Raw genomic sequence first — 13,772 nt, 5'->3', positions numbered from 1 at the left:
ATATAGTCCGGCCCATGCCAGTACCTGCCCCCAGCGCCAATGCCCGCGCGGTCGTCACCGGAGCGTCGCAGAACATCGGTGAGGCGCTGGCCGTCGAACTCGCCGCGCGCGGTCACCACCTGATCATCACCGCCCGCCGCGGCGAGGTCCTGGAGGCGTTGGCCGAGCGGTTACGCGAGCAGTACGGCGTGACCGTCGAGGTGCGCGCGGTCGATCTGGCCGACCCGACCGCCCGGGGCGAACTGTGCGACGAGCTGGCCGCCCGCGAGATCTCCATCCTGTGCGCGAACGCGGGCACGGCGACCTTCGGCCCTGTCGCCACGCTGGATCCGGCCGAGGAGCGGAAGCAGGTGCAGCTCAACGTGCTCGGCGTGCACGACCTCGTGCTGGCGGTGCTGCCCGGCATGGTGGAGCGGCGTGCCGGCGGAATCCTCATCAGCGGCTCGGCGGCCGGTAACTCGCCCATCCCGAACAACGCGACCTACGCCGCGACCAAGGCTTTCGCCAACACCTTCAGTGAATCGCTGCGGGGCGAATTGAAACCCGTCGGCGTCCACGTCACCGTGCTGGCACCGGGTCCCGTCCGCACCGAGCTGCCCGACCCCGGCGAACAGTCGCTCGTGGAACGGTTGATCCCCGACTTCCTGTGGATCGACACCGTGTACACCGCCAAGGTGTCGCTGGATGGGTTGGAGCGCAACAAGATGCGCGTCGTACCCGGCCTGACGTCCAAGGCGATGTCGGCGGCCAGCGGGTACGCGCCCCGGTCGGTTGTCGCGCCCATCGTCGGTGCCGTCTACAAGAAACTCGGCGGGAGCTGAGCCTCAACGGCGGCGCGGATTCAACGGCGGGTCGCGCTCGGCGGGGTTGGATTTCCGCGGCGGGGAACCTTCAGCGGCGGCGCCGGCGCCCGGTGCCGAGGATGCTGCGAGTGATCTCTCGCCCGATGACCGTCCCCGCCGAACGCATCGCGCTTTTGAACGCCGGGCTGTCCATGACCTTGTCCAGCAACCCAGGCTCGGCCGGCTGAACGGGGTCGGGCATCGGCGGGATGCCGGGCAGCTCCCACATCGGTGGTAGCTCGGTGACCGGCGGTACCGGTGGTAGCTCGGCGGCCGGTGGCTCCGCTTCGGGCGGTGCCAGCCGGGCAGCGAGCTGTTCGTACGCCGACTCCCGGTCGACCGTCACGCCGTACCGCGCCTGCAGGGCGCTGACCGCGGCGGCGCTGCCGATGGCGTCGGGCCCGATCGCGTCCATCGACGAACGCGGCGCGCGCATCCGGGTCCACGCCACCGGCGTGGGCACCCCCGTCTCGGAGAGCACCGTCACCACCGCCTCACCGATGCCCAGCGAGGTCAACACCGACTCCAGGTCGTAGACGTCGGTCTTCGGATACGTACGGACCGTTCTGGTCAGCGACTTCTGGTCGTCGGGGGTGAACGCGCGCAGCGCATGCTGGATGCGGGCACCGAGCTGACTCAACACGTCTTTGGGGACGTCGGTGGGCAGCTGGGTGCAGAAGAACACCCCCACACCTTTGGACCGGATCAGCTTGACGGTCTGCTCGACCTGCGCCAGGAAGGCTTTGGAGGCGTCGGAGAAGAGAAGGTGCGCCTCGTCGAAGACGAACACCAGCTTGGGTTTGTCGAGGTCACCCACCTCGGGCAGCGTGGTGAACAGATCGGCGAGCACCCACATCAGGAACGTGGAGAACAGCACCGGACGGGCGGCCTGGGCACCGAGTTCGAGCAGCGTGATCACGCCCTGCCCGGACGGGTCGACGCGCATCAGATCACCCGGTTCGAGCTCCGGTTCGCCGAAGAACGTGTCGGCTCCCTCGGCTTCCAGGTTCACCAAGGCGCGAAGGATCACCCCGGCGGTCGTCGTGGACACCGCGCCCAGCGCCTTGAGCTGCGGCTTGCCGTCCTCACTGATCAGGTACCCGATCACCGAGCGCAGATCCTTGAGGTCCAGCAGCGGCAGGCCCTGTTTGTCGGCCCAGTGGAAGATCAGCCCGAGCGTCGATTCCTGAGTCTGGTTCAGTCCCAGCACCTTCGACAACAGGATCGGACCGAAACTGGTGATCGTGGCGCGCACCGGCACCCCGACCCCCGCTGTCCCCAATGACAGGAACTCCACGGGAAACGCTTGCGGCATCCAGCTGTCGCCGGTGTCGGCGGCCCGCGCAGAGATCTTGTCACCGGGCGCACCGGGGCGCGACAGGCCGGACAGGTCACCCTTCACGTCGGCCATCACCACCGGCACACCGGCCGCCGACAACTGCTCGGCGATGACCTGCAGCGACTTCGTCTTGCCGGTACCCGTGGCCCCGGCAACGAGACCGTGGCGGTTCAGCGTGGCCAAGGGGATGCGCACCCGGGCGGTGGGATCACACACGCCGTCGACGACCACCGTGCCCAGTTCCAGCGCCGCCCCGTCGGCGGCATAACCTGCGGCGATCTGCTGAGCAGCCGTCGCCGTCGACTCCGTGCTCATGCTGGAACACTACTGGGCGGGGCACGCACTTCGGAGGGTGAAGTCAGCCCGGCCAGACCGTGGGGCTTACTGTGAAACGCTGTGCGCGACGAATTGGTGTGGATCGACTGCGAGATGACCGGGCTGGACCTCAAGTCCGACCTGTTGATCGAAATCGCGGTCCTGGTGACCGACTCCGAACTCAACGTCCTCGGCGATGGCGTCGACGTCGTCATCCATGCCGGTGACGACGCGCTGTCGTCGATGATCGACGTGGTGGCCCAGATGCACAACAAGTCGGGTCTCACCGAGGAAGTGCGGGCGTCGACCATCGACGTCGCCACCGCCGAGGAGATGGTGCTCGACTACATCCGCACCCACGTCAAACAGGCGAAGACAGCCCCGCTGGCGGGCAACTCGATCGCCACCGACCGCGGCTTCCTCGCCCGGGACATGCCCAAACTCGACGACTACCTGCACTACCGCATGATCGACGTCAGCTCGATCAAGGAGCTGTGCCGGCGCTGGTATCCGCGGATCTACTTCGGCCAGCCCGAGAAGGGTCTGGCCCACCGCGCGCTGGCCGACATCCACGAGTCGATCCGCGAGCTGAAGTACTACCGGCAGACGGCGTTCGTGGCCCCGCCGGGCCCGTCGACCGGCGAGATCGCCGACGTCGCGGCGGCGCTGGGTCCGGCTTCACCTGCGGATTCGGGTACTGATTCGATCGATGAGGGTTCCAGCAGCTAGTATCTAGCACGCCGCACACGCGGCAATGGTGGCTGTAGTTCAGTTGGTAGAGCACCAGGTTGTGATCCTGGCTGTCGCGGGTTCGAGTCCCGTCAGCCACCCGTTACCGGGAACGCCGTCTACGCAAGTAGGCGGCGTTTCTGCGTTTTGACCATCATCCGGATCCCGCAACGACGAAGCCCACCACAGCGGCTGTGGTGGGCTTCGTCGGGAGCGATCCGGGAGCGTCAGACGTTGGCGTTGCCTTCCTTCCACTGCTCCCAGGGGATGTTCCAGTCGCCAAGGCCGTCGGTGCCCGGCAACGTCGAACCGACCGTGTTGACGATCTCCACGATGTCGCCGCGCTTGGAGTTGTCGTAGAACCACTGGCCGTTGCTGGTGCTGACGTTGATGCAGCCGTGGCTGACGTTGCTGTAGCCCTGGCTGCCCACCGACCACGGGGCGGCGTGGACGTAGATGCCGCTGTAGGAGATCTGGGTGGCCCAGTCGACCTCGGTGCGGTAGCCGTTGGGTGAGTTGACCGCCACGCCGTAGGTGGACGAGTCCATCACCATGTGCGAGCGCCGGTCACCGACGATGTAGACACCGTTGTTGGTCGGTGTGCTGTTCTTGCCCATCGACACCGGCATCGTCTTGACGACCTCACCGTTGCGGGTCACCGTCAGCGTCTTGGTGCTGTCGTCGACGGTGGTGATCACCTCGTCGCCGATGGTGAAGTTCGTCGACACGTTGTCCTGCCCGTACAGGCCGTCGCCCAGGTCGACCCCGTAGGTGTTGACCGACACCTCCACCGCGGTGCCCGGCTCCCAGTAGTCGGCGGGACGCCACCGGACCTCGCGGTTGCTCAGCCAGTAGAAGGCACCCTCGACCGGCGGGTTGGTCTTGACGGTGATCGCGCGCTGGGCGGCCAACCGGTTCGGGATGTTCTCGTCGAAGCGGATCGCGACGGGTTGACCGATGCCGACGACCTCACCCTCGTTGGGCAGGACGTAGGGCATCGTCAGGTTCTCCGGCGAATGCGTCTCGAACGTCATCTGCCGACTGGTGGCGCCGCCGAGGCCCAGCGATTGCGCGTTGAGCGTGTAGCTCTTGTTGTAGCCGAGCGGCTCGGTGGTCTGCCACGTCAGACCGTCCTCGGACAGCTTGCCTTCGACCTGCTCGCCGCTCGCGTTGACCATGGTCACCGCGCCCAGCACGCCGAACTCGGCACTGACCGTCACCGGGGAGTCGACACTGACGCCGACCGCCCCGTCCTGCACCGAGGAGGTGAGCTTCGGCACCAGCAGGTCGCCGTAGGGGGTCCCCTTGTCACTGATCACCTGCGGCGCAGGCGCCTCCGCCGGCCCGCCGCACGCGGTGAGCAGGAGCGCGATCGCAGGAACCAGGGCGGCGACGGTCAACCAGACTCGGTTGCGTCGCACACGGTTCGCCGTGCTGACCTGCCACATACTGCGCTCCACCTCACATACAGATTGATACGTCGAAAACACTCGGATCGATTCTACGGCTCGATTGTGACGGGTAGGCGACGCCGACGTCGCTTCCCGGTACCGCGCGGACATCGTGATTTCTCCCTGTGCCGCGGGCCTGTTATTGTCGCACACGCGCGCCGTTAGCTCAGTTGGTAGAGCAGCTGACTCTTAATCAGCGGGTCCGGGGTTCGAAACCCTGACGGCGCACCACACAGAAACCCTGCTTCGGCGGGGTTTTTGTGGTTTCCGGGCCCATCCGGGCGGACAACTGTCCGGCACCTGTGGCGCCCAGCCGGGCAGAGTCGACCCGGGCAGGGTTGACCTCGTCCCCCCGTCGCGTTCGCCCGATCGGACCAGCGTGGACCGGAATTCTCCTACGATCAGCCGAAGCCGTCTCACGCCTAGCACCGAGGACACCGACATGACGGACTCGACGTTCCAGATGCTGGCCATCGGGCTGTATTTCGCAGCGATGATCGCCATCGGCGTCTACGCCTACCGCCAGACCAGCGATCTGGACGACTACATGCTCGCCGGGCGCAAACTCAGCCCCGGCGTGGCGGCGCTGTCCGCCGGAGCGTCCGACATGTCCGGCTGGTTGCTGCTCGGGGTGCCCGGCGCCATCTATGCCACCGGACTCGGGGAGTCGTGGATCGTGATCGGCCTGGTCATCGGGGCGTATCTGAACTGGCGCTTCGTCGCCCCCCGCTTGCGCGCCTACACCGAGATCGCGAACAACTCGATCACCGTACCGAGCTTCTTCGAGAACCGGCTGCGAGACCATTCGCACGTCCTGCGCATCGCAGCGGGCGCGATCATCCTGGTGTTCTTCACCTTCTACGTGTCGTCCGGCATGGTCGCGGGCGGAGTGTTCTTCGAGGCCACCTTCGGCTCGTCCTACCTGGTGGGCATGCTGCTGGTCGCCGGAATCACGTTGAGCTACACGCTGTTCGGTGGGTTCCTGGGAGCGACCCTCACCGACGTCGCACAAGGCCTGCTGATGCTCGCCACTCTCATCGCGGTTCCCGTCGTCACCATCATCGCTGCGGGCGGGCCCGGCGAGGTGATCGACGCGATCAACGCCGCCGACGCTGCGCACAACCTCGCAGACCCCGCTGACGAAATGCACCGCACCTCGCTGTTCTTCGGCGGCAGCGTGATGGCGATCCTGTCCGCTGCGGCCTGGGGGCTCGGCTACTTCGGTCAGCCCCACATCATCGTCCGGTTCATGGCGCTGCGCTCCCCCGCCGACGCGAAGGCCGGCCGCCGCATCGGCATCAGCTGGATGGTGCTCAGCTCGGTCGGCGCCATTGCCACCGGATTCGCCGGCCTGGCGTACTTCTACAGTCGCGGCGAAACACTCGACAACGCCGAGACGGTGTTTCTGCAACTGGCACAGGTGATGTTCCACCCGTTCGTGGCCGGAATCGTGCTCGCGGCGGTACTCGCGGCGATCATGTCGACGATCTCCTCGCAGCTCATCGTCTGCTCCTCCGCACTGGTCGAAGACATCTACCGCGCGTTCGGCAAGGAAACCAGCCCGACCCGGCTGGTCAACTACGGCCGGTTGGGGGTGCTGACCGTCGCGGTGGTGGCGATGCTGCTCGCGTTGAACCCCGACGGGACGATTCTCGATCTGGTGGGATTCGCCTGGGCCGGCTTCGGCGCGGCGTTCGGCCCGCTGATCATCTTGTCGCTGTTCTGGCGCCGACTCACCTCGGCCGGCGCGATTGCCGGGATGCTCAGCGGCGCGGTGGTCGTCGGAGTCTGGGGCCAGACAGACGCGCTGGCCAGCGTGATGTACGAGATCGTTCCCGGCTTCATCGCCTGCGGTGTGGTGGCTGTGGCGGTGTCGCTGCTCACCAGACGCCAGAACGACGACATCGAACGCGAGTTCTCCGAGATGAACGCGGCGGTTCAGGAACCGGCTCCGGCCGCCTGAGCGGCCCGCCCCCTCCAAGGCTTTCCCCGCAGACGCTTCCCCGGAGACCAGCGCGGCGGGTCAGGCGACCGCCATGCCCACCGTCAGCCCTGCCACACCGCCCACCTCGGCTGCGACGGTCGGCAGCGCCAGCTCGACGGCCTCGACGTTGATGAAGCCAAGTTGGAGCAGGTTCTCGTACGGCGTGGCCGAACCCACCAACTGCAGCTTGAGCTGCGAGTCCGGCGCCATCGTGTAGGCGATCTGCTCCAGGTCGATGGAGACGGTGTGCGTGCGGCCGTCGAGCGTCACCGGGATGGGTGTCACCAGGTTGCCCAACACCAAGCCGGTGGTTTCGTCGACCAACTGCCCGTAGATGTGTCGACTCGTCCCCAGGCCCGAATACGTGATGGTCAGCTCGGGCGCGCCCACGATCTGCACGGTGGCCTCCGGGGACGGCACCTCGACGTCGATGGCCAGCGCGGCTTCCGAGGCCAGGGCCGGAGACACCAGAAGCGGTGTGGGCGACTGCGTCTGCGGCCCCGAACCGCCCAGCAGCGGCAGGATCGGCAGGAACCCGCCGGCCCCGGCGACGACGAGGGACTCTCCGTAGAACGCCGGATCCGACGGCAGCAGATCCGAGAAGAAATAGTCACCGTTCTGGTCGAACCACTCGAACCGTGGTCCGGTGGGCACCAATTCGTTTCCGTTGACGTACTTGTCGAGCCAATCCAGCGTCGAGTCGATCAGCAGGGGGGTCTGCAACGGGCTGATCGGGTCCAGGCAGACGCCGTGACCACCGCACGCCCAGATCATGTCGACCGGGGTGCCGGCGGCCTCCAGCAACATCGCGTTGGTGACGGCCTGCGCCAGGGTGAACAGACCGTCGGCGGTGCCCTGGATCAGCAGCGTGGGCGCGGTGATACCGCTCACCAGCACGGTGGGACCGCTGCTGGCCAGGATGGCCTGCTGGGTCTCGGTGATGAATCCCAGCAGATCGCCGAGGATGATGGCCGGGTAGATCTGCGAGTTGATCCGGGCGCCGCCCTCCAGCAGATCCAGTCCCAGCAGGGTCGCCCAGGCGGTCTTGAACGCCTCGGTGGGATACAGCGCCTCGTTCAGCGAGTTCCACGCGATCACCGGGACGATGGCCTCGATCCGGTCGTCGATGCCCGCGGACACCAACTGGATTCCACCACCGTAGGAACCGCCCACCATGCCGACCACGGGGTCGCCGGGACCGTCGAGCAGTGTCTCCGGGCGGGTCGCCACCCAGTCCAGGATGGCCTGCACGTCGCGGCCCTCGAAGAACGGGTTGTCCAGCTGCAGCACGCCGCCGGACGCGAACTCGCCACGCGGATCCCAGGTCACCACGTTGTACCCGGCGTCCCGCAGCGGCACCAGTCCCGGCACCAGGTTGAACACCGTCGTCACGGAGGTGGGGTCGATGTTGCCCGGGTCGCCCAGACCCGGCCCGTTCAGCACGGTCGACGCGGTTTCGCCGGCCAGCAGACCCGAGGCCGGGAAGAAGTTCGTGCTGATCTGTACCCCGTCGAACGACGTCACCATCGTGGTGAAGGCGACCGGCGCACCGGCCGGCACCAGTTCGCCGACATTGACGTCGATCGGTGCGATCACCCGGTATCCGATGAACGGTTGCAGGATGGTGCCCAGGATCGGAATCTGCTGCAGACCGAGGACGATCGGCTGGACGAAGTCACCCAGCAGTGGAATCTGCTCCAGGAAGCGCACCAGCCCGGTCTGCTCGCTGACCATCACCGTGAACTGCTCGGTGCCACCGGACTCGACGACCGACAGGTCGGGCAGGAACGAGAAGCTGCCGTCTTCGGCGAGGGTGATCTTGCCGCCCTGGCTCGGCTCGTCGATGATGGTGTAGATCAACGGGTTTCCCCGCGAATCGGTGGCGCCGACGTTGCCGTAGATGACCCCGTCGAGGAACTCGAGTACGGGGTTCACCGAGACCGGACCGCTCTCGAGTTCGCGACGGGCGGCCGCTGCCATCGCCCACTCCATGGGCGAGTTCATCGGCGGAGCCGCCGGCCCCCCACCGGCGAACGGGCTGAGCAGCCCGACCATCTCGGTGAGGGCGACGTCTGGCACGGCCGCCGTGGCGTCGACGGACTCTTCGGCGGCAGCCGTCTGCTCGGCCGGCGCTGTCTGTTCGGTGCCCGCACGGCCGGCGACGGCCTCGGGGGTGGCCAGCCATTCGACGGCTTGGTCCTGCCGCTCGGCCGCGAGTTCGGCATCGACCTCGTCGCTCACTACTGTCGAGTCGACCCCGTCGCTGGGAGCCGCCGAGTCGACGTCGTCGACCACCTCCGCGGGGGCTTCCGACTCCGCGGACGCATAGCCGCCGCTGCCTGCCGGATCGTCCCCGTCCACGTCTCCGTCAGCTTCGAGACCCTCGTCGACGCCGAGATCGGCGTCGAGGTCTTCGCTGTCCCCAGCCGTGTCGTCGCCGTCGTCGCTCTCCGAAGCGTCGTCGCCCTCGGACGCGTCAGCGGCCTCGTCACTGTCCGAGGCATCGTCACTGTCCGAGGCATCGTCGCCGTCGCCGGCATTCGCCGAGGGGCTCGAAGCGCCGGCGGTCGAACTGTCGGTACCGCCTGTGGAGGAGCCTGCCGAACTACCCGACGACGCACTCGAACCCGACTCTCCGGAGCCGGTGTCCGCAGCCGCGACACCGTAGCCCGTCAGGACCGCAGCCCCGACGCCCAGGGCGACCGCGAGGCCACCGATCCGACCGACATGTGCCGCTGCGCTCATAACGTCCTCCCACCGACCCGCGAATGCCGGGCAAATATATGCCGCGTCAATAGTCGGGCACCGGGGATTGCCGAAAAGTGTCACAAGCAAATGGCAATTGGTACGCGCGTGCAGTATTCGGGGAGTCGCTCAGAACACGCTGTCGTCAGCGAAATCGCCGTGACGAGGGCTGGCAAAGTCGTCTGATGTCACCAGATGGCCATGAGACGAAGCGGCCGCACAGCCTCAGCCCTCGTCGCCGGGCACGTTCGGCCGACCGTGATCAACGACGCGGAGCGAACCCGCCCGGACCGGGCTGACCGAGCAGCGGGTTGCCCTGGCCCGCGCCAGGCTGCCCGGCATGCTCGCGTTGATGCTGCTGAATCGCCTGAACCAGCGGGTTGTCCTTCATCAACTGGCGCCGGTCTTCTTCGGAGAGCTCGTAGAAGGTCCACATCCCCCATGCGGCCGGCCGGATGTAGAGCGTCACCTTCTGCCGCTTGCGGGTGTTCTGCGGAAGCATCGCCGGAACGGGCACGACCCGATCGAGCGTGACGGCGCCCACCAACTCCTGGGCGAGCTTGTCGATGTCAGCCGAGTCCTGGAGTTCGTACACCGAGGACTGGTGACTCGGCTGCGTCGCGCCCTGGAGGGCCAGGAACCAGGCCATGCCGGCCTCCTTTGCTGTCGTGGACAGCGCCAGCGTAGAGGACGCGCCGGCCGCGGCGCTTGCCAGCACCTCCCGACTTCCCGACACACGGCGCACGGCGGATGTGCGACACGAGGTATCCAGCGATCGGTTTACGTTCACGAAAATTCTGGGGATTTCTCGCCCGAGCGCCCCGACACTGTGCTAGAGCTCACTGCCCGCGTGGCGATCGCAAGCTGGTCACGATTGCCCCGATGGTAACCATAGAGATGGCTGCGCGAATATTAACGGCACGTGCGCTGGGAAAAGAGCCACCACAGTGCTATGGTTGCCGTTAGCTGTTGAACATGGTCCCTACATCGGGCAAACCATGGACGGGTGAATCGAGGAATTAGCTGATGGCAGGCCTGGCCGATCCGGCGCCGATGGGGACCGGTGGTGAGAACTCAGCTGATCACGTGACTGGCCAACACCCGGTCGCGATCCGTACCTGCTCCCGGCTGGGCCGGGTGGCCAACCCGCCCGGCTTCACGTTCCCGACGTGGCTGCGAGGTGGCCGGCGGCGCTGAATCGTCCGCTCAGGGCTGGCGGAGGCGGCGCACGGTCACGACGATGACCACCAGTCCGACACCGGCCAGCGACGCCGCCACGGCCGGTTGGCGAACGAACCGCACCACCCCCGCCTTCAGATCGTCGGCGAGCCGGCGCGGGTTGGCGCGGGCAGCGAGAGAATCCACGGTCAGGGCCAACTGCTCCCGGGCCTCGTCGATCTCAGCCTTGATGCTGTCGGGATCGCGGTCCGCCACATCTGCCTCCGTGCCTCATCGCCTACTGTGCTCATCCACCGACGGCGCGCCTGTTCACCGACGGTGCGCCCATCGACCAACGGTGTCGTCCTGCCGCACTACCCTAGATCAGCCGGGGCGAGACCGAGCGCGCCGGTCGCTTCAGATCGCACCGGACCCCGCGACACCGGAGGACAGCTACCCATGCCGCAGACCCCTCGCCTCGAAGTGGGCGACACCGCTCCCGCTTTCAGCCTGCCCGACGCCGACGGCAACACCGTCGAACTCTCGGACTACAAGGGCCGCAAAGTCATCGTGTACTTCTACCCGGCCGCGTCCACCCCCGGCTGCACCAAGGAGGCCTGTGACTTCCGGGACAACCTCGCCGAGCTCAACGACGCCGGTCTGGACGTCGTCGGCATCTCACCGGACAAACCCGAGAAACTGGCGAAGTTCCGCGACAAGGAGGGCCTGACGTTCCCGTTGCTGGCCGACCCCGACCGCACAGTGCTCGAGGCCTGGGGCGCCTACGGCGAGAAGACCATGTACGGCAAAACCGTGCAGGGCGTCATCCGGTCGACCTTCGTCGTCGACGAGAAAGGCAAGATCGCGTTGGCGCAGTACAACATCCGCGCGACGGGCCATGTCGCCAAGTTACGTCGCGATTTGTCGGTCTGATCCAGCCAGCCGGTCCAGTAGCAGCGCTTCGGCGGTCGCCGCCCGCTCCAGCACGCCGAGGTGCAGGCTCTCGTTGATGCTGTGCGCCTGGGTGTCGGGGTCCTCGACCCCCGTCACCAGAATCTTGGCGTCCGGAAACGCCGAAGCGAACGCGGCGATGAATGGAATCGAGCCGCCCACTCCGGCGTCGATTGCGTCGTTCCCCCAGGCTTGGCGAAAGGCCGCACGCGCCGCGTCATAGACGGGCCCGCTCGGGTCGATCGCATACGGCTCGCCGACGTCGCCGGGCGTCACGGTGACCTGCGCACCCCAGGGTGTGTGCTGCTCGAGGTGGCGGGTGAGCGCAGCCAGGTGTTCGGCGGCGTCACCGCCCGGCGCCACCCGCATGCTCACCTTGGCGCGGGCGCGTGGTGTCAAGGTGTTGGACGCCTTGGCGATCGGCGTGGTGTCGATGCCGACGACGGTGATCGCCGGTTTCGCCCACAGGCGCTGCGCCACCGAGCCCGAACCGATCTCCTGCACACCGTCGAGCAGACCGGTGTCGGCCCGCACCCGTTCCGGGGTGTACTCGACGGGCGCGGCAGTCGATTCGTGCAACCCGTCGACCACGACGTTGCCCTCGTCGTCGTGCAGGCTGGCCAGCAGCCGCACCAGCACGCTCAACGCGTCGGGCACGACACCACCCCACATGCCCGAGTGCAGCCCGTGGTCGAGCGTGGCGACCTCCACGATGCAATCGGCCAGCCCGCGCAGCGACACCGTCAGCGACGGAACCTCGGTGCTCCAGTTGTCGGAGTCGGCGATCACGATGACATCGGCGGCCAGGGCGTCGCGGTGCGCGGCCAGTAGCCGCGACAGCGACGGGGAGCCTGACTCCTCTTCGCCCTCGACGAAGACCGTCACCCCGACCGGCGGGTTCCCACCGTGCGCACGGAAAGCAGCCAGATGTGTGGCGATGCCCGCCTTGTCGTCGGCGGTCCCGCGGCCGTAGAGCCGTCCGTCGCGTTCAGTCGGCTCGAACGGCTCCGAATGCCACTGAGACCGATCACCTTCCGGCTGCACGTCGTGGTGGGCGTACAGCAGAACCGTCGGGGCGCCGGGCGGCGGGGGGTGGTGCGCGATGACAGCGGGGGCTCCACCTTCGGCCACGATGCGTACGTCACCGAATCCGGCCTCCGACAACAACTTCGCCACCTCTTCGGCGCTGCGCTGCACCTCGCCGCGGCGGTCGGGGTCGGCCCACACCGACTCGATGCGTACCAGGTTCTCGAGATCGGCGCGCACCGCTGGGAGCACGTCGCGCACCCGCGCCGGGATGTCAGTCATGCGTCGAGGTTAGCGGCTCCTCGTCGCCGGGCGACTCGGCTCGACGGCGCTCCTCGGCGACGCGATCCTTGCTGCGCAACAGGCGTAGGAGTGTCACGAGGCCCAGTCCGCCGACGAGGTTGCCGGCCGCGGTGTAACCGAACCATCCGAGCCAGTCCAGGTAGCCGAACGGTGCCTCACCGGTGATGAGCGCCCCGAAGATCAGCAGCGAGTCGAGGATGGAGTGGAACAGCTGCAGACCCGCGAGCAGGAACGCGCCCGCGATCGCTGCCGCGATCTTGGCCGGCACCGAGTCGGTGCCGTGCTGCATGCGGGTCATCAGCGTGATCACCATGCCGCCCAACAGCGACAGCGCGATCGTCTCGGCCGACAGGGGTGCCGTCGCATAGTGCGATGCGGATTCGATGGTCTGCGCGTGCAGCTGCGGCAGCGCTGTCATCATCACCAGCATCAGTAACCAACCACCGGCCAGGTTGGCGACCAGCGTGCCGCTCCACAGCTTCATCAGCTGCCTGAAACTGGCCCGTTTGGCCGCGACCGTAGTGACCGGAACCAGGAAGCCCTCGGTGAACAATTCGCTGCGACCGAGCAGCAGCGCCAAGAAGCCGATGGAGAATGCCAGTCCGGCCAGCAGCGGCTGGTGGGTGACGTTCAACACCGCCAGATAGGCCAACACCCCCACCGCGATGTCGGTGCCGCCGAAGAAGCCGGTCACCAGAACTTCGCGCCAGCTGCGGTGCAGGCGCTGAGTGCCCTCGTCGACCATGCGCCGGAAGGCGTACTCGAGCGCGTCTTCGATGGGGCTGTCGGATTCCCCCAGCTTTCGGCGCTGGTCTGTCTCGGTCACAGTTTCGTCCTCCGATGCGGCCACAGTGATCCGCCGGGATACCCGAAACGCCGGGCCGCCAACCGGCGGTGCGGGCCGATCAGCGCGCTCGGCCGCCCCCGGT

Annotated in this window: 12 protein-coding genes and 2 tRNA genes; 7 read left to right on the top strand and 7 right to left on the bottom strand. The window is 67.3% G+C overall.

The window, feature by feature from the left end:
- The first annotated feature begins 14 nt into the window (after nucleotides 1-14).
- Nucleotides 15-821, top strand: coding sequence for a mycolate reductase (cmrA, locus tag ACEWX3_RS10280; RefSeq protein WP_207069351.1), 807 nt, complete (start codon nucleotides 15-17; stop codon nucleotides 819-821).
- Nucleotides 822-891: 70 nt separating this feature from the next.
- On the opposite strand, the gene ACEWX3_RS10275 is transcribed toward cmrA, so the two are convergent.
- Entirely contained in the window at nucleotides 892-2,496 is a 1,605-nt protein-coding gene (locus ACEWX3_RS10275; RefSeq protein ID WP_374159359.1) for a helicase HerA-like domain-containing protein, read from the bottom strand.
- A gap of 81 nt (nucleotides 2,497-2,577) precedes the next feature.
- Here ACEWX3_RS10275 and orn point away from each other — a divergent pair, with 81 nt between their 5' ends.
- Complete coding sequence (gene orn / locus ACEWX3_RS10270; RefSeq protein WP_207069353.1) at nucleotides 2,578-3,225, top strand: oligoribonuclease; 648 nt, start codon at nucleotides 2,578-2,580, stop codon at nucleotides 3,223-3,225.
- Nucleotides 3,226-3,253: 28 nt separating this feature from the next.
- Nucleotides 3,254-3,326: transfer RNA gene (locus tag ACEWX3_RS10265), tRNA-His, on the top strand.
- Nucleotides 3,327-3,452: 126 nt separating this feature from the next.
- Here the strand turns inward: ACEWX3_RS10265 and ACEWX3_RS10260 are convergent.
- Nucleotides 3,453-4,673: an Ig-like domain-containing protein gene (locus tag ACEWX3_RS10260; protein ID WP_374159358.1), complete on the bottom strand. Its 1,221-nt coding sequence runs from the start codon at nucleotides 4,671-4,673 to the stop codon at nucleotides 3,453-3,455.
- Nucleotides 4,674-4,831: 158 nt separating this feature from the next.
- Between ACEWX3_RS10260 and ACEWX3_RS10255 the strand changes: the two genes are divergently transcribed.
- Nucleotides 4,832-4,907 (top strand) — tRNA-Lys (locus ACEWX3_RS10255).
- Between the two features lie 211 nt (nucleotides 4,908-5,118).
- Entirely contained in the window at nucleotides 5,119-6,639 is a 1,521-nt protein-coding gene (putP, locus tag ACEWX3_RS10250; protein ID WP_207068229.1) for a sodium/proline symporter PutP, read from the top strand.
- A gap of 60 nt (nucleotides 6,640-6,699) precedes the next feature.
- Here the strand turns inward: putP and ACEWX3_RS10245 are convergent, their stop codons facing one another.
- Entirely contained in the window at nucleotides 6,700-9,405 is a 2,706-nt protein-coding gene (locus ACEWX3_RS10245) for a CocE/NonD family hydrolase (RefSeq protein WP_374159357.1), read from the bottom strand.
- Between the two features lie 262 nt (nucleotides 9,406-9,667).
- A complete protein-coding gene (locus tag ACEWX3_RS10240) occupies nucleotides 9,668-10,054 on the bottom strand; it encodes a hypothetical protein (RefSeq protein WP_152517916.1) in 387 nt (128 codons plus the stop codon).
- A gap of 377 nt (nucleotides 10,055-10,431) precedes the next feature.
- On the opposite strand from ACEWX3_RS10240, the gene ACEWX3_RS10235 reads away from it, so the two are divergent.
- Complete coding sequence (locus ACEWX3_RS10235) at nucleotides 10,432-10,602, top strand: hypothetical protein (RefSeq protein WP_207068231.1); 171 nt, start codon at nucleotides 10,432-10,434, stop codon at nucleotides 10,600-10,602.
- A 9-nt stretch (nucleotides 10,603-10,611) separates the two neighbouring features.
- Here ACEWX3_RS10235 and ACEWX3_RS10230 read toward each other — a convergent pair whose 3' ends face one another.
- The gene (locus ACEWX3_RS10230) at nucleotides 10,612-10,839 is read right to left on the bottom strand and encodes a DUF3618 domain-containing protein (RefSeq protein ID WP_152517917.1); all 228 of its coding nucleotides are present in this window, start codon (nucleotides 10,837-10,839) and stop codon (nucleotides 10,612-10,614) included.
- Nucleotides 10,840-11,022: 183 nt separating this feature from the next.
- Between ACEWX3_RS10230 and bcp the strand changes: the two genes are divergently transcribed.
- Nucleotides 11,023-11,496 carry a thioredoxin-dependent thiol peroxidase gene (gene bcp / locus ACEWX3_RS10225; protein ID WP_207068232.1) on the top strand — a complete coding sequence of 158 codons (474 nt, stop codon included), beginning with the start codon at nucleotides 11,023-11,025 and terminating at the stop codon, nucleotides 11,494-11,496.
- Here bcp and ACEWX3_RS10220 read toward each other — a convergent pair.
- Nucleotides 11,473-12,822 carry a dipeptidase gene (locus tag ACEWX3_RS10220; protein ID WP_374159356.1) on the bottom strand — a complete coding sequence of 450 codons (1,350 nt, stop codon included), beginning with the start codon at nucleotides 12,820-12,822 and terminating at the stop codon, nucleotides 11,473-11,475. The two genes, bcp and ACEWX3_RS10220, sit on opposite strands and share 24 nt — an antisense overlap.
- Nucleotides 12,815-13,669 (bottom strand): formate/nitrite transporter family protein, encoded by an 855-nt coding sequence (locus ACEWX3_RS10215; protein ID WP_207068234.1) that lies wholly within the window; start codon nucleotides 13,667-13,669, stop codon nucleotides 12,815-12,817. The genes ACEWX3_RS10220 and ACEWX3_RS10215 overlap by 8 nt, the downstream gene beginning before the upstream one ends.
- Nucleotides 13,670-13,772 lie beyond the last annotated feature (103 nt).

Source organism: Mycobacterium sp. G7A2, from assembly GCF_041902445.1.
Taxonomy (GTDB): domain Bacteria; phylum Actinomycetota; class Actinomycetes; order Mycobacteriales; family Mycobacteriaceae; genus Mycobacterium.
Note: the sequence above shows the minus strand (reverse complement) of the source record. Positions and strands in the feature narration are given on the sequence as shown.